The 15,447-nt window shown below is 68.9% G+C and carries 13 protein-coding genes; 9 read left to right on the plus strand and 4 right to left on the minus strand.

Annotated features, from left to right (window positions below; translation table 11 throughout):
* Positions 1 to 5 precede the first annotated feature (5 nt).
* Together AB0M24_RS20570 and AB0M24_RS20575 are read right to left on the minus strand one after the other, a co-directional pair.
* The gene (locus tag AB0M24_RS20570) at positions 6 to 344 is read right to left on the minus strand and encodes a hypothetical protein (RefSeq protein WP_363769757.1); all 339 of its coding nucleotides are present in this window, start codon (positions 342 to 344) and stop codon (positions 6 to 8) included.
* Positions 345 to 465: 121 nt separating this feature from the next.
* Positions 466 to 906 carry an ATP-binding protein gene (locus AB0M24_RS20575; protein WP_363769760.1) on the minus strand — a complete coding sequence of 147 codons (441 nt, stop codon included), beginning with the start codon at positions 904 to 906 and terminating at the stop codon, positions 466 to 468.
* Positions 907 to 954: 48 nt separating this feature from the next.
* Between AB0M24_RS20575 and AB0M24_RS20580 the strand changes: the two genes are divergently transcribed.
* The 3 genes from AB0M24_RS20580 (at position 955) to AB0M24_RS20590 (ending at position 5,213) form a co-directional block, all read left to right on the plus strand.
* Positions 955 to 2,235 (plus strand): hemolysin family protein, encoded by a 1,281-nt coding sequence (locus AB0M24_RS20580; protein WP_363769763.1) that lies wholly within the window; start codon positions 955 to 957, stop codon positions 2,233 to 2,235.
* A gap of 64 nt (positions 2,236 to 2,299) precedes the next feature.
* The gene (locus AB0M24_RS20585) at positions 2,300 to 3,238 is read left to right on the plus strand and encodes a sigma-70 family RNA polymerase sigma factor (protein WP_363769766.1); all 939 of its coding nucleotides are present in this window, start codon (positions 2,300 to 2,302) and stop codon (positions 3,236 to 3,238) included.
* A 163-nt stretch (positions 3,239 to 3,401) separates the two neighbouring features.
* Positions 3,402 to 5,213 (plus strand): S8 family serine peptidase, encoded by a 1,812-nt coding sequence (locus tag AB0M24_RS20590; RefSeq protein ID WP_363769769.1) that lies wholly within the window; start codon positions 3,402 to 3,404, stop codon positions 5,211 to 5,213.
* Here the strand turns inward: AB0M24_RS20590 and AB0M24_RS20595 are convergent.
* Positions 5,210 to 6,085 carry a phosphotransferase gene (locus AB0M24_RS20595; protein ID WP_363769772.1) on the minus strand — a complete coding sequence of 292 codons (876 nt, stop codon included), beginning with the start codon at positions 6,083 to 6,085 and terminating at the stop codon, positions 5,210 to 5,212. The genes AB0M24_RS20590 and AB0M24_RS20595 overlap by 4 nt on opposite strands.
* A 40-nt stretch (positions 6,086 to 6,125) precedes the next feature.
* Here AB0M24_RS20595 and AB0M24_RS20600 point away from each other — a divergent pair, with 40 nt between their 5' ends.
* Positions 6,126 to 8,885 (plus strand): AAA domain-containing protein, encoded by a 2,760-nt coding sequence (locus tag AB0M24_RS20600; protein WP_363769775.1) that lies wholly within the window; start codon positions 6,126 to 6,128, stop codon positions 8,883 to 8,885.
* Here AB0M24_RS20600 and AB0M24_RS20605 read toward each other — a convergent pair.
* Entirely contained in the window at positions 8,882 to 10,363 is a 1,482-nt protein-coding gene (locus tag AB0M24_RS20605; protein WP_363769778.1) for an alpha/beta hydrolase, read from the minus strand. The genes AB0M24_RS20600 and AB0M24_RS20605 overlap by 4 nt on opposite strands.
* 480 nt (positions 10,364 to 10,843) lie before the next feature.
* Between AB0M24_RS20605 and AB0M24_RS20610 the strand changes: the two genes are divergently transcribed.
* The 5 genes from AB0M24_RS20610 to AB0M24_RS20630 all read left to right on the plus strand — a co-directional run bounded on the left by AB0M24_RS20610 (position 10,844) and on the right by AB0M24_RS20630 (position 15,373).
* Positions 10,844 to 11,827: a ribose-phosphate diphosphokinase gene (locus AB0M24_RS20610; protein WP_363769781.1), complete on the plus strand. Its 984-nt coding sequence runs from the start codon at positions 10,844 to 10,846 to the stop codon at positions 11,825 to 11,827.
* Positions 11,828 to 12,328 (plus strand): GNAT family N-acetyltransferase, encoded by a 501-nt coding sequence (locus AB0M24_RS20615; protein WP_363769784.1) that lies wholly within the window; start codon positions 11,828 to 11,830, stop codon positions 12,326 to 12,328. It begins immediately after the preceding gene.
* Positions 12,329 to 12,367: 39 nt separating this feature from the next.
* Complete coding sequence (locus AB0M24_RS20620) at positions 12,368 to 13,120, plus strand: DUF427 domain-containing protein (protein WP_363769787.1); 753 nt, start codon at positions 12,368 to 12,370, stop codon at positions 13,118 to 13,120.
* Positions 13,121 to 13,193: 73 nt separating this feature from the next.
* On the plus strand, positions 13,194 to 13,823 hold the full coding sequence (locus AB0M24_RS20625; protein ID WP_363769790.1) for a TetR family transcriptional regulator: 630 nt from the start codon (positions 13,194 to 13,196) through the stop codon (positions 13,821 to 13,823).
* Positions 13,820 to 15,373, plus strand: a complete 1,554-nt coding sequence (locus tag AB0M24_RS20630; RefSeq protein WP_363769793.1) for an MDR family MFS transporter — start codon at positions 13,820 to 13,822, stop codon at positions 15,371 to 15,373. The genes AB0M24_RS20625 and AB0M24_RS20630 overlap by 4 nt, the downstream gene beginning before the upstream one ends.
* The last annotated feature ends 74 nt before the right edge of the window (positions 15,374 to 15,447 follow it).

Raw genomic sequence — 15,447 nt, forward strand, 5'->3', positions numbered from 1 at the left:
TCAGCCTAGAACCACCGAAGCAGGATCGTGACGGCGATGACCAGGTCGAACACGCCGCAGAACTCCGACCACCAGCGCGGCACGACAGCGTCGCGCAGGTGGTGCACGAGATCCCAGACGGCGTGCGCGCCCCAGCCGAGCGCGATCAGCAGCACACCCGCGTCAGGCGAGACCATGATCACCACTACGGCCAGCGCCGCATAGAGGCTGAACACCGCGAGTTGAACGCGCGGCGCCCGCCAGCCCCACAGCAGATAGGCCGCCTGACAGAGCAACAGCGTCCACACCGGAGGCACCAGCGGTGTCTCCCAGAAGTCGAACGACACCGCCAGCGCGACGGCCATCGGCCAACGGTCGAGCAACCATCGCAATCGAGTTTTTGTCATGCATCGAGCGTCGAAGAAGGTCCCGGCAGAACCCATCCGTGCGGTGTCATGACTTCTCTGTGCGAAACGCACGGAGAAGCTATGCGTCGATCTCCGCCCACACCGTCTTGCCACCCACCATCTCGCGCGTGCCCCAGCAGCGGGAGATGGCGGCGGTCAACATCAGCCCACGACCCCGTGAGCTCCCGAGCCGTGACTCACCCAGACGCGGTAGCGATGCCGGTGTGTGGTCGTCGACCTCGACTCTGATGAAGTCGACGTGCCGTTGTACCCGTACTGCACGTGGTCCGATTGCGTGTTCGTAAGCGTTGCTGGCCAGTTCCGTGCACACAAGAAGAACGTCGAGCCGGACGTCCTCGGGAAGATCTCTCAACAGAGTGCCGACCCACGCACGCATGGCGACGAGGTCCGGCTGATCTTCGGGCAGGGTGTGCAGGGTCCTCGCGGAGGTGCCGAGCACCTCGGGAGTGTCCATCTCGATCCCCACCTCGTTCGGCTTCAGGCCCTCCTGGCTGCTCAAGACGGCCGTCAGGCTGCGAAATACCACCCGGCGTGCTACCCCAAACGTGTGGACGGGTACGGCTTCACCCTCGCGCTGGTCGGGGTCCTGGTGTTGGTCAACGCGGCGTTCTCGGGCAGCGAGATGGCGTTGGTGTCGTTGAGGGAGGGTCAGCTGCGTTCGTTGGAACGCGAAGGGCACCGCACGCTCGTCCGTCTCGCACGTGATCCGAACAGGTTCTTCGCGACCATCCAGATCGGCATCACGCTGTCCGGGTTCCTCGCCTCGGCCACCGCGGCCGTCTCGCTCGCGCAGCCGCTCGTGCCGCTGCTGGGGTTCCTCGACGGTGCCGCGGACGGGGTCGCGATCGCGCTGGTCACGATCGTTCTCACGTTTGTCACGCTGGTGTTCGGGGAACTGGCGCCGAAGCGGCTGGCCATGCAGTACGCGCTGCGCTGGGCGAAGATCGTCGCCCGGCCGCTCGACCTCCTGTCGACTGCGTCGCGGCCGGTGGTGTGGTTGCTGAGCCGCTCGACCGACCTGGTGGTGCGGATCTTCGGCGGCGACCCGGACGTCGAAGAGGAACAGATGTCGCCGGAGGAGCTGCGGGATCTCGTCGAGGTGCAACAACACCTGAACCCGGAGCAGCGCACGATCATGACGGGTGCGCTGGAAATCCACGAACGACGGTTGCGCGAGGTCCTGGTGCCGCGCCGCCATGTGACGGTGCTCGAAGAAGGTTTGACGCCCCGGGAAGCGCGGGAAATCCTGGCGAGGTCAGGACATTCGCGAGCACCGGTGACGAAGGACGGTCACCTGGACGACGTGGTCGGCGTGGTGCACCTGCGTGATCTCCTCGACGACGAGGCGTCGTTCGTGGACGTGGCGCGCACGCCGATGTTCCTGCCGGACTCGGTGCGCGTGACCGACGCGTTGCGGCGCATGAAGGCCGAGCACGAGCAGCTGGCGCTGGTGGTGGACGAGCACGGCGCGGTCGACGGCATCGTGACGCTGGAGGACTTGCTGGAGGAGATCGTCGGCGAGATCTACGACGAGACCGACTCGGACGTGGTCGCGGTGCGGGCCGAGGCCGACGGGTCGATCGAGCTGCCCGGCACGTTCCCGGTGCACGACCTGGTGGACGTCGGCGTGGAGCTCACCGGGCCGCCCGGTTCGTACGCGACGATCGCCGGACTCGTGCTGGTGCTGCTCGGCCGCATCCCGGAAGAACCTGGCGACGTCGTGAAGGTTTCCGGCTGGGACGTCGAGGTGCTCCAGGTCGACCACCACGCGATCACGCGGGTGAGGCTGAGGTCACAGGCGAAACCGCGGAATGAAGTGGACCTCTGAACCGTTACACCACGTGCAGCCAGTTCGGCTGCCACTCCTGCCAACGGAAACGGGGGGATTTGTCATGCCTGCAGATCTGAAGAACCGCGCGTCCGGGCAGCAGGACGCGGACACCGTCGGCCTGTACCTGCGCGAGGTCGGGCGCACACCGCTGCTCACCGCGTCGGAGGAGGTCGACCTCGCCAAGCGCATCGAGGCGGGGGTCTACGCCGCGCACCTGCTGGAGATCGGTGACACCACGCGGGACCGCCGCGCGCTGCAGCGGATCGCCCGGGAGGGCGAGCGCGCCAAGGACCACATGATCCGCGCGAACCTGCGCCTGGTCGTGTCGGTCGCGAAGAAGCACTCGTTCCGCGGGCTGCCGTTCGGCGACGTGGTGCAGGAGGGCAACCTCGGCCTGATCCGCGCGGTCGAGAAGTTCGACTACGCCAAGGGCTACAAGTTCTCCACCTACGCCATGTGGTGGATTCGTCAGGCCATCGAACGGGGTCTGGCGGACCAGACCCGCACGGTGCGCCTGCCGGTGCACGTCGTCGAAGAGGTCAACAAGCTCAAGCGCCTCGGGCAGAAGCTGTCCGCGGCACTGGGACGCGACGCCACGGTCGAGGAGATCGCAGCCGAGGCCAAGGTGTCCGCGACGCGCGTGCAGGACCTGCTCGACGCCTCACGCACCTGCGTGTCGCTGGAGACGCCGGTCGGCGACGACGGCGGCTCGGTGCTCGGCGACCTGATCCAGGACACGGACGGCATGTCCGCGCCGGACATGGTGGAGCAGCAGGAGTTCACCACCGGCGTGCGGGCGCTGCTCGATGTGCTGCCCGAGCGGCAGGGCCGGATCATGCGCCTGCGCTTCGGCCTGGAGGACGGGCGTGAGCGCACCCTCCAGGAGGTCGCGGAGGAGCTCGGCCTGACCCGCGAGCGGATCCGCCAGCTCGAGAAGCAGTCCCTCGCGGTCCTCAAGCAGTCGGGCCGCCCGGAGGATCTTTTCGCGCTCGCGGGCTGAGGACCGTACGAAAGTCGGTTGTTCTCATCGTTGTCGCAACTAAAGACTCATCACGTCCGATAACGGACTAACGCTGTTTCGCAACCGCGTGTGAACGCATCTGCATGGGCCGTCGAGGGCCGGCCCGCGTTCGCACGCGGTTCCCTGCGATCAAGGAGCAGTGATGAGACAACGCACCCTGCGCACGCTCGGTGTGGCGGCGATTGCCGCCGTCGGCACGGTGTTAGCGCTCCCACAGGCCGCCGCCGCGCAGCCCGAGGGACCGATCGTCGCGGAAAGCGCGCCGAACGCCGTCCAGGACAGCTACATCGTGGTGTTGAGGGACACCATGACCCGCTCCGAGGTCGGCGGCCGCGCCGGTGACCTCGCCGGGAAGTACGGCGGCAAGATCGGGTTCACCTACCGCGCCGCGTTCAAGGGCTTCTCGGCCACCATGTCGAAGCAGCAGGCCAAGCGCCTCGCCGCCGACCCGGCCGTGGCCTATGTGGAGCAGGACAGGACGGTCCAGGTCCTGACCGACCAGCTCAACCCGCCGTCGTGGGGGCTGGACCGCGTCGACCAGGCGGATCTGCCGCTGAACAACAAGTACAGCTACAGCACGGACGCGTCGAACGTCACCGCGTACGTCATCGACACCGGCATCAACTACAACCACAGCGACTTCGGCGGCCGCGCCACGTTCGGCTTCGACGCGTTCACCGACGGCCAGAACGGCAAGGACTGCCAGGGCCACGGCACGCACGTGTCCGGCACGGTCGGCGGCGCGACGTTCGGTGTGGCCAAGAACGTGAAGCTCAAGGCCGTCCGCGTGCTCAACTGCGCCGGTGGCGGTTCCGTGTCCACTGAGGCCGCGGGCGTCGACTGGGTGACCGCGAACGCCGTCCTGCCGGCGGTCGCGAACATGAGCCTCTACACCGGAACGGCGAACGAGCCGAGCCGCGTGCTCGACGACGCCGTCGGTGCGTCGATCCGGGCCGGCGTCACCTACGTCGTGGCGGCGGGCAACTTCAACGACGACTCGTGCAAGTACTCGCCGCAGCGCGTCCGGGAAACGATCAACGTCATGGCGACGGCTCGGACCGACGCCCGCGCGTCGTTCTCGTCGTTCGGCACTTGCAGCGACCTGTTCGCGCCCGGTGAGAGCATCGTTTCCGCGTCCTACAACAACAACACCGGCTCCGCGACGATGAGCGGCACGTCGATGGCCTCTCCGCACGTCGCGGGCGCGGCCGCGTTGTACCTGGCGGACAACCCCTCCAAGACCCCGGCCGAGGTGCACGCGGCGATCGTCGGTTCCGCCACGCCGAACAAGGTCACCAACCCCGGTGCCAACTCGGCGAACCTGTTGCTGCGCACCAACTCCGGTGGCGTTCCCGGTGTCTCGGTGACCAACCCCGGCGCGCAGACCACGGCTCTCAACGGGTCGGTCTCGCTCCAGCTGTCGGCTTCGGGTGGCACCGCGCCGTACACCTGGTCGGCCACCGGCCTGCCGACCGGCCTGTCGATCAGCTCTTCCGGACTGATCACCGGCACGGCTTCCACCGCGGGCACGTACAACGTGACCGCGACGGCGACCGCGACCGCCGGTGGTTCGGGCAGCGCCTCGTTCACGTGGACGGTCGGCGCGGCCTCGTGCGGCACGCAGACCAACGGCACCGACGTGGCGATCCCGGACCTGTCCACGGTGTCGTCGTCGATCGTCGTCTCCGGCTGCACCGGCAACGCCTCGGCGACCAGCAAGGTCGAGGTGCACATCAAGCACACCTACCGGGGTGACCTGGTGGTGTCGCTGATCGCACCGGACGGGTCGTCGTACTCGCTGAGCAACCGCTCGGGTGGCGCGCTGGACGACATCGACCAGACCTACACGGTCGACCTGTCGTCCGAGGCCCGCAACGGCACGTGGAAGCTGCAGGTCCAGGACGCGGCCGCGGTGGACGTCGGCCGGATCGACACGTGGAGCCTGACCCTCTAGAGCTCGGCGAGGGTTCCCTTGAAGTAGTGCGACGTGAGCTCCGCGTCCCGTGACTTCTCGTGCGGGGCGCGGAGCTTCGTCGCGAACTGGGCGATGTCGTCGAGGGTCCACCGCGTCCTGTAGAGGGCCAGACCGGCCGCGTTCGGTTGGTGGCCGGTCAGGTTCCGGTACGCGGTGTGGTCGTCGAGGAGACTCAGGTCGCGTTCGGGTGCGGCCAGTCCGACGGTGTCCCAGTCGATCAGCCGGAGTCCGTTCGTTGTGCGGATCAGGTTGCCGGGGTGGGGTTCGCCGTGGGTGAGCACTCGGGTGGCCGGGAGCTGTGCGGCGAGGTCGTCGAACTTCGCCAGCAACGCGCGGACGGCTTCTTCGTGAGCGACGAAGACCTCGCGGGCAGTGGTGTCGAACCACTCGCCGGGCTCGTCCAGCAACGCCTCCAGCGCGGCCCGCCCCGGTGGGTCGATCGGCGCTTCCGGGGCGTCCTCCGGTGGCGTGCACCCGTGCAGTGCGGCGAGGAGCTCGGCCACGGCCGCGGGCTGCTCGTCACCGAAACTTCCGGCTTTCCCGTGTAGGAAAGGGAAAACCGTCAGCGCGTACCTGTCGTTCAGCACGACCACGATGTCGTCGCCGGCTCGTAGTGGTGCAACCACGAACGGCAGTTGCTCGCTCAGGCTCACGGCCGTGTTCATCGCGCGCCGCAGCCCGTCGAGCGGCTTGTGCGCGAGGTCCGAGACGGACGTGAACCAGCGGTCCTCGACGTTCCAGTGGTAGTCGCCGAAACCGACCGGGGCGTAGGCCGGCGTCCCCGTGATGCCGAACCGGGCGAGGCCCGCCGCCAGCTCGTCGTCGGACAACCCGACGGGAAGATCTTCCACGACGGAAGAAGCTACCGGTGCGGATGGCAACATGTGCGGGGTGAACGTTCCGGCCGTCCTGCGCACCCTCGCCCGTTTGAGTGCCGCCGAGCAGCCGCAGAAGGTCCAGCTCGACCTGTCCAAGGCGGCCGGTCTGCTGTGGCTCGGCGAGCACGAGCCGGCGCGGCGGGCGATCACGACGGTGCAGGAGGGGGAGGCGTGGACGCCGATCACCTGGACCATCACGAAGCAGATGCGCGACCAGGTCCAGCACCTCGCGGCGTACGACGCGCTGCACCAGGAAGACCGGCTGCTGCGCCTGGGCTGGGCGTTCCTGGTCGGCCCGGCGGAGATCGGCGGCCAGCGCCGCAGGGTGTGCCTGCCGTTGATTTCCCGGCCGGTGCGGCTGCACCACGGCCTGGGGCTCACCTACGCCTTTCACGTCGCCGGTGACGTCGGCCTGCTCCCGCTGATCGACGACTGGGCGAAGACCGCGGAACGAGAGGCGGCGTTCGGCCCGACCGAGGTGTGGATCACCGAGACGCTGCGGCAGGCCGGGTTCGAGGACGTGCCGATCGTGCGCGAGGATCCGAACCGGTTGATCCACGGCCGGGACCTGGTCGTGGCGATGGGGTACGGGCTGCACGCCGGTGAGCCCGTCGTGACCACCGAACAGGGCTCGGCGTTGTACACGTGGTCGACCGCGGTTGGCACGGAGGACACCGCGCTGGCCGCGTTGTACGGGGCTGGTTCGACCGAAGTGGACCGGGCCGCGCCGATCAGCTCGGCGTTGCCGCTGAGCCACAGCCAGCTGCGCGCGGTCGAGCACGCCCGTCGCGCGCGGGTCACCGTCGTCGGCGGGCCTCCCGGAGCCGGCAAGACGCACACGTTGGCGGCGCTGGCGCTGGACGCCGTGGCAGCGGGGTGTTCGGTGCTGCTCGCGAGCCGCACCCGCAACGCCGCGGACGTGCTCGGTGCCGCGCTGCGCCGGGCGGGCGGACCGGTTCCGGTGCTGTTCGGCGACTCGGAGCTGCGCCAGGAGATGGCGCGGGAGCTGTCGGACGGGTTGTCCGCCACGAGCGATCCGGACCGGCTGAAGGAGCTCGACAGGGTTCGGCGGTCGGATGCGGCGGCCGTGTCGCGGGTCGAGCGCACGGTCGCGGCGTCTCTGCAGGACGAGGAACTGGCGGCGGAAGCGCGGCGGCATCACGCGTTGATGGCCGGACATCGTTCGCTGGCACCGCGCGCGTTCGACGCGGACGTGGACTTCGCCGCGCTGCAAGGGCTTCTGCGGCCGAGAACCGGCTTCCTGGGTGGGCTGCGCACGGGTTGGGCGCTGAAGAAGGCGCGCAACCGGACCGGCGCCGGCGAGGTGTCCGTCGAGGACCTCGCGGCCGCGGTGCTGGCAGCCGAGCAGACAGCCGCGTCGGTGCGGCTCGCGGCCGGTGGTGGCACGACGTTCGGAGAGCTGCGGCCGTTGCTGTCCGAACAGGACGGCACCTCCCGTGCCGCGACGGCCGCGTGGCTCAAGGAGCTCTCGGTCAGCCGCCGCGGTGCCGGTGCGCGCAGGGCGGTGGCGGCACTGGCGAAGGCGCTGCGGTCCGGCCGGGCGGCACGACGGCGCGGGCTCGCCGAGATCGACAGCGTGGACCTGGTGGCGGCACTGCCGTTGTGGGTCGGCACCTTGTCGGACGTGGAGGACATCCTGCCGCAGGTGCCGGGCATGTTCGACCTGGTGATCATCGACGAGGCCAGTCACGTCGACCAGCCGCTCGCCGCACCGGCCCTGCTGCGCGGTCGGTCCGCGGTGATCGGCGGCGATCCCCGGCAGCTGCGGCACGTGTCGTTCGTCAGCGACGAGGCCGTGCGCGCGGCCGTCGACGCCGAGGGCACCCAGGACCTGCGCGACCGGCTGGACGTGCCGAAGGTGAGCCTGTTCGACGCGGCCGCCGCCACCGCGGGCGTGCATTGGCTCGACGAGCACCACCGCTGCGCACCGCACCTCATCGGGTTCGCCGCGACGAGGTTCTACGACGGCAAGATCGCGCTGCTGACGACCCATCCGGCCATCGCGGACGTCGACTGCATCGACACCGAGCGCGTCGCGGGCGAGCGGAACACGAAGGGCGTCAACCAGGTCGAGGTCGACGCCGTGCTCGCCCACGTGCGCAAACGGGTCGCGGCGGGGGTGCGGTCGATCGGGGTCGTGACGCCGTTCCGCGGGCAGGCCGACGCGCTGGAGGAAGCGCTGCTGAAGGACCTGACGCTGGACGAGATCACCACGGGTGGTGTGCGCGTCGGCACGGTGCACGGGGTGCAGGGCAGCGAGTTCGACGAGGTCGTGATCAGCCTCGCGGCCGACGAGAAGCCCGGCGGGTGGCGGTTCGTGAACGACCGCAACCTGCTCGCGGTGCTGACCACGCGTGCCCGTTCCAAGGTGCACGTGATCACCTCGGCCGTCGAGCCGCCCGGTCTGGTCGGTGAGTACCTGAAGCACGCCGATGTGCCGCCGACGGAGACCGCGGGCGTCGAGCCGTCCGACCCGTGGACCGCCCGCCTGGCCGAGGAACTGGTGGCCGCGGGCCTGACCGTGCGCACCGGCTATCCGGTGGGGCAGTGGCGGGTGGATCTGGTGGTGGGGGAGAGGAACAACGCCGTCGCGGTCGAGACGCGCCCGCACCCGGAAGGGGCACAGGCGCATCTCGCCCGCTGGCGTGCGCTCACCCACGCGGGGTGGCAGGTGCACGACGCGTTCGGCAGCCGGTTCGGCCACGATCCCGCGCGTGCGGCGGTGGAGCTCGCCCAGGAGCTCCGCGGTTAACGACGGGTCGGCTGGAAGAGCGGTTCGGAGAGGGCTGCGGTGGGCAGGAACGGGTTCGGGTTCGCCGGGCACACGGTGCCGACTGGCGGCAACGCGCCGTTCAGCAGATACGCGTTGGTGTAGTCCGAAGCGCACTTGCTGAGCCCATAGGCCGTGTGGCCCCAACCCGCGTACGCGAGCAGTCGTGACCCCGCGATCTGCCGGTTGACCGCCTGAGCGCCGCGGAAGTCCGTGACGCCGTCGAAGTGGTTGCCCACCACCAGAACCGGCGCGTTGGTGCGAGTCCGCCACGGTCCGGCATACCGATCTTGGTTGACGGGCCAGTTCGCGCAGGCCGCGTTGCCCCACCACCACGCCGGGCCGAACTCCGAACCGGCTTCGGCGTAACGAGCCGTAGCGCGGTAGGCCTCGAACGCGCGCGGGAACTCGATGTCCGCGCACACGTTGCCGTTGTAGGCGTCGAAGCCGTTGTCGTAGTCCGGTTCCGCCGCAACGGAAACAGCGCCGGAAGCATCCGACAGCTGGTCGAACAGCTCGGCGGTCGAAGGCCAGGAGCGCGGGTTGTACATGGCGCCGATCGCCGCGTTGATCACCGCGTCGTAGGTGAACACCTGGTCGCCGAGCTGGATCGGCTTGGCGCGCACCGAGGCCAGCAACGCGTTCCAGCGCTTCTCCGACTGCGGCCCGAACACGCACTTGGCCTCGTCGCAGGTGCGGAGGAACTCGCGGAACTCCTCCTTCGTCGCGATCCGGTCCGACTGGATCTGCCGCCCGCTCGACCACAGCTCGGGGTTCAGCACACCGTCGATGACGAGAGCGCGGATGTTCTGGGGGAACAGGTTCGCGTACGTGGCGCCCAGGAACGAGCCGTAGGAGAAGCCGAGGTACGAGATCTTGCGGTCACCCACGGCGCGCCGCAGCAGGTCCATGTCCCGCGCCACGTCCGCGGTGCTCATGTGCCGCGCGATCGGCTGGTCGTCCCGGCACTCCGGCCCGAGCGACCGGTAGCGGTCGAAGTACTTGCGCTCCTGCGAGGCCTGGTACGGGAATCCCGGCACGCCCTCGAAGAACTTCTCCAGGTCGGCCTCGCTCGCGAAGCAGTGCAACGGATCCGACCGGCCGATGCCGCGCGGGTCGAAACCGACGATGTCGAAGCGGCCCTGCAGGTTGGCCGACAGCGTGTTGCCGGACCCCAGCGCGAAGTCCACGCCGGAGCCCCCCGGTCCGCCGGGGTTCAGGAACAGCGACCCGATCCGGTGGGCCTTGTCCGTGGCGGGTTTGCGTGCGAGCGCGATGGACGTGGTCGCGCCGCGCGGGTTGTCGTAGTCCAGCGGCACCTTGACGGTGGCGCACTCGAAGCCGGGGTTCTCCGGTCCGCACGCCTCCCAGCCGATCTTCGGCACCCCGGCGTCGGCGAGCGCGGGTGTACCGGTGGTGACCAGGAGTGCGGCCGCCGCGGCGAGCACGGTGAAACGCATCGACAAGCTCCCCTCTTGTCCGCAGAGGGGCCATTCCTACCGGCTGGCGCGCACGCCCGTGAACCTCCGAAAGGCGGTCAATCGGGCCGTCGGTGTTTCTGTCTGACTCCGAGCCGGTCGGCGAGCTGATCGTGGATGGGCGTGCTCATCACGATCGGGCTCGGCGGTGGTGCTTGCGGTGTCGGTCCGGGAGCGTCCTGGTCTTCAGGCATGCGAGGAGACTAGGCATGATCGTTGACCCGGCAAGCACGCCGATCAAGAAATCACACTCGCCGTACCCCAAGAGGTGAATCCGAATAGGCCGATTTATACCGAGGGTGGGACCCCGTGCGGGCAAAGTGACTACGTGTGGGTGTGCCCGATGGAGGTACGCCAATTTGCTCAGCAACGTGGAATCTCATCGGCCGGACGTGTCGTTTGCGTGATCTCGCCGTGATGCTGAACGATCGGGTTCATCACCGGACGAACGTGGAGCGTGACGTGGTCAGTGGCAAGGCGGGCATCGCCAAGCGCCAGCTCATCCTGCTCAGCGGCAGGGCGCACCCCGAGCTCGCCGAGGCGGTCGCCAAGCACCTCGGCGTGGCCATCACCCCGCAGGCCGCCTACGACTTCGCGAACGGCGAGACGTTCGTGCGGTTCGAGGAGTCGGTGCGCGGCGCGGACGCGTTCGTCATGCAGAGCCACAGCGCGCCTATCAACGACTGGCTGATGGAGCAGCTGCTGATGGTCGACGCTCTCAAGCGCGCCTCGGCCAAGCGCATCACCGCGGTCGTGCCGTCGTACCCGTACGCGCGCCAGGACCGCAAGTACGCCGGACGTGAACCGATTTCGGCCCGACTGGTCGCGAACATGTTCAAGACGGCGGGCGCCGACAGGATCGTGACGGTCGACCTGCACACCGCGCAGGCCCAGGGCTTCTTCGACGGCCCGGTCGACCACCTGCACGCGATGTGGCTGCTGTCCGACCACGTCCGGTCGCGCTACGCGGGCGAGGAGCTGACGATCGTCTCGCCGGACGCCGGCCGGACCAGGCTCGCCGAGAAGTGGGCCGACCTGCTCGGCGGGTGCCCGATCGCGTTCATCCACAAGACGCGTGATCCGTTGCGTCCCAACGAGGTCATGGCCAACCGCGTGGTCGGTGACGTCGAGGGTCGCACGTGCATCGTGGTCGACGACATGATCGACACGGCGATGACGAGCACCGGCGCCGCGCGGCAGCTGCTGGAGCAGGGCGCGAAGGACGTCGTGCTCGTGGCCACGCACGGGGTGCTGTCCGGTGACGCGTACGACCGGTTGATCGCCAGCAAGGCGCGCGAGGTGATCCTCACGGACACGTTGCCGATCCCGCACGAGAAGCGGTTCCAGGGGCTGACGGTGCTGAGCATCGCGCCGTTGCTCGCGCGGGCGATCCAGGAGGTCTTCGAGGACGGCTCGGTGACCAGCCTGTTCGACGGGAACGCCTGAGTGGTCGTCCTGTCCGTGCCGGAGTCGCCGTTGCGGTTGCGGCCGTGGGGGCTCGACGATCTGCCCGCGCTGGTCGAGGCGCACCGCGACCCGCAGCTGCGTCGCTGGCTCGCGACCTCGCTGGCCGGTGAGGCGGAGGCCCGGCAGTGGCTCGACGTCCAGGAGGCGGGCTGGGCGGACGCGACCCGGTTCAGCTTCGCCGTCGTCGAAGCCGATCTTCCTCCGCTGGGCCACGTGGTGGTGAAGGCAGGCTCGGCAGAGGTTGGCTATTGGACGGCCGCGCACGCCAGGGGACGGGGAATCGCCGCTCAAGCAGTGGAGACGGTGTCGACCTGGGCGTTGGAAACCCAGAAGCTCGCGCAGCTGAGTCTGCTGCACGCGGTCGGCAACGAGGCGTCCTGCCGGGTGGCGGAGAAGTGCGGCTTCGTGCTGCACGAGCTGGTGCCCGCCTCGCCTCCCGCGTTCCCGAACGACGCACACCGGCACGTGCGCACCGCCTAGCCGGGAAGCCTCGCGCGTTGTCCCGTGTTGGTAAGGGACATGGGCAACGAGCAGCGTGGCCGGGTGCGCGTCGAGCACTCGGCGAAGCGGGTCCGTGCGTACTTCGGTGGCGAGCTGGTCGCGGACACGACCTCGCCGCACCTGGTCTGGGAGATTCCCTACTACCCGGCCTACTATCTGCCGCTCTCCTCCGTGCGAGCCGAGCTGAAGCCGACGGGGGAGACCAAGCACTCGCCGAGCAGGGGTGAGGGAGTGGTCCACGACGTCGTCACGGCCGGCGGCACGGCCGAGGGCGCGGCACTGGTCTACCCGGACTCGCCGATCGAGGAGCTGCGCGACCTCGTGCGGTTCGACTTCGCGGCGATGGACGAGTGGCTGGAAGAGGACGAGCCCATCTACGTGCACCCGCGTGATCCGTACACGCGCGTGGACGTGCTCGGCAGCTCGCGGCACGTGCGGATCGCGGTCGACGGCGTGACGCTGGCGGCCTCCTCGCAGCCCCGGATTCTGTTCGAGACCGGGCTTCCTCCGCGCTACTACCTGCCGTTGAGCGACGTGCGGTCCGATCTGCTCAGGCCGTCGGACTCCCAGACGCACTGCCCGTACAAGGGGACGGCCACGTACTGGTCCGTCGAGGTGGGCGGGAAGGTCCACGAGGACCTGGTGTGGATCTATCGGTCGCCGCTGCCCGAGAGTCAGAAGGTGGCTGGGCTCGCGTGCTTCTACAGCGAGCGCGTGGATCTCTACGTGGACGGCGAGCTCCAGGCCAAGCCGAAGACGCCCTGGTCATAGCTACTCCGAGCGTTGTGTACTTCACACACTGCAAACTTGCAGTGACTGCAAAACAATCCTGTACTCTCTCCGTGTGAACCAGTCGGGGGAGAGCCTGCGCGACCGCAAGAAGCGCCACACGCGTGCGGCGCTGGAGCGGGCGACGGTGCGTCTCGCCGCCGAGAGGGGCTACGACCACGTCACGGTTGAGGAGATCGCCGCCGAGGCCGACGTCTCGGTGCGGACGTTCTTCAACTACTTCGCGAGCAAGGACGAGGCGCTGATCGGCGCGGACCCCGAGGCGGGTCCGCGCATGGCCGAGCGCATCCTCGCCGCGGGGGACGGGGTGTCGCCGTTCGACGCGTACCGGTCCTCGGTGCTCGCCGAGATCACCGACGAGCTGAACCACGGACGCGAGTTGTGGTTGCTGCGAAAGGAAGTCCTGATGCAGCGGCCGGACCTGCTCATGCGCGCGTTCGCCAACAACGCCGAAGCCGAGCAGCTGCTCGCGAACGCGGTGGCACAGCGCGCAGGGCTGTCCGAGTCCGACCTCTACCCGCGCCTGGTGGTCGGTGCCGGCAGTGCCGCGTTCCGCTGTGCGGTAACTCGCTGGGCTCTCGACGACGGCGTGGCGTTGGGTGACCTGGTCGGCGAGGCACTCGACCTGTTCGGCACCGGGCTGGCTCACGTACCGCCGCACGACGACAAAGGGGGAACGTCATGACCACCGAAGCCGAAGCGACACCGATCCACAGCAAACGTGAAGTCACGCAGGCGATGTCGGGCCTGATGCTCGGCATGTTCGTCGCGATCCTCGCGGGCACCGTGGTGTCCAACGCGCTGCCGCGGATCGTCGCCGAGCTCAAGGGCTCGCAGTCGATCTTCGCGTGGATCGTCACGACCGAGCTGCTCGCGATGACCGCGACCGTGCCGTTGTGGGGCAAGCTCGCCGACCTCTACAGCCGCAAGCTGCTGATCCAGGCGTCGCTGAGCCTGTACGTGGCCGGCTCGCTGATCGCGGGCTTCTCGCAGAACATCGAGATGCTGATCGTCAGCCGCGTGGTGCAGGGCCTGGGCGCCGGTGGTGTCACGGCACTCGCGACGATCGTGATGGCCGCGATGATCCCGCCGCGCGAGCTCGGCCGGTACTCGGGCCTGTTCGGCGCCGTGTTCGGCGTCGGCACCGTGGCCGGGCCGCTGATCGGTGGCGTGCTCGTCGACACCTCGTGGCTGGGCTGGCGCTGGTGCTTCTTCGTCGGCGTGCCGTTCGCGCTGGCCGCGATCTGGCTGCTGCAGCGCACCCTGCACCTGCCGGTGGTGCGCAAGGAAGAGACGAAGATCGACTACCTGGGCGCGTTCCTGATCGTGTCCGGTGTCTCGACGCTGCTGATCTGGTCGTCGCTGGCCGGGCAGAAGTTCGAGTGGGCGTCGGGCTGGACCGCGGGCCTGGTTTCGCTGGGCGTGCTGCTGCTCGTGGCGGCCGTGCGCGTCGAGGCCACCGCGCACGACCCGATCGTGCCGCTGTCGATCTTCCGCAACCGCACGGTCGCGCTGACGGTCATCGCGAGCGCCCTGGTGGGTGTCGCGATGTTCGGTGGCACGGTGTTCCTGTCGCAGTACTTCCAGCTGTCGCTCGGCAAGACGCCGACGCAGGCCGGTCTGCTCGGTCTGCCGCTGATCCTCGGCCTGCTGATCTCGTCGACCGTCGCCGGTCAGCTGATCACCAAGTACGGCAAGTGGAAGGCCTACCTGGTCTCCGGCGGCGTGGTCATGGTCGGCGGCATGCTGCTGCTGTCCACGATCACCGCTCACACCACGATCTTCATGGTGTCGGTGGACATGTTCGTGCTCGGCGTCGGCGTGGGTCTGCTGATGCAGAACCTGGTGCTGGCGGCGCAGAACGACGTGCCCGCTCGCGATCTCGGTGCGACCACGTCGACGCTGACGTTCTTCCGCTCGCTGGGCGGTGCGATCGGTGTGTCGGCGCTGGGCGCGGTGCTGGCGAGCAAGGTGTCGTCGCTGGCGGCGGAGAAGTTCGGCGCGATGGGTGGTTCCGGTTCCGGTGAGGCGCAGGTGCCGGACCTCTCGGTGCTGCCGCCCGAGATCAAGGCCGTGATCGCCGACATCTACGCGACGGCGACCGCGGAGATCTTCCTGGTGGGCACGCCGTTCGCGGTGCTGGCGCTGCTCGCGGTGCTGTTCATCAAGGAGAAGCCGCTCAAGGAGCAGAGCGGTGACGACCGGCTGGCCGCCGAGATGGCCTCCGGGCACTAGGTTGTGGCTGAGAGCGGACCCCTGACTTTCGTCGGGGGTCCGCTCTGTCTTTCGGGTCGGGTTTCCCGCGTTCG

Origin of the sequence: Lentzea sp. NPDC051838 (genome assembly GCF_040681245.1) — a bacterium.
In the GTDB taxonomy this organism is placed as follows: Bacteria; Actinomycetota; Actinomycetes; order Mycobacteriales; family Pseudonocardiaceae; genus Lentzea.

What these genes read in the sequence shown, in the direction of transcription:
- AB0M24_RS20585 (WP_363769766.1), top strand. Translation starts at nt 2,300, where the DNA reads ATGCCTGCAGATCTGAAGAACCGCGCGTCCGGGCAGCAGGACGCGGAC.
- AB0M24_RS20605 (WP_363769778.1), bottom strand. Translation starts at nt 10,363, where the DNA reads ATGCGTTTCACCGTGCTCGCCGCGGCGGCCGCACTCCTGGTCACCACC.
- AB0M24_RS20630 (WP_363769793.1), top strand. Translation starts at nt 13,820, where the DNA reads ATGACCACCGAAGCCGAAGCGACACCGATCCACAGCAAACGTGAAGTC.
- AB0M24_RS20620 (WP_363769787.1), top strand. Translation starts at nt 12,368, where the DNA reads ATGGGCAACGAGCAGCGTGGCCGGGTGCGCGTCGAGCACTCGGCGAAG.
- AB0M24_RS20590 (WP_363769769.1), top strand. Translation starts at nt 3,402, where the DNA reads ATGAGACAACGCACCCTGCGCACGCTCGGTGTGGCGGCGATTGCCGCC.
- AB0M24_RS20570 (WP_363769757.1), bottom strand. Translation starts at nt 344, where the DNA reads ATGGCCGTCGCGCTGGCGGTGTCGTTCGACTTCTGGGAGACACCGCTG.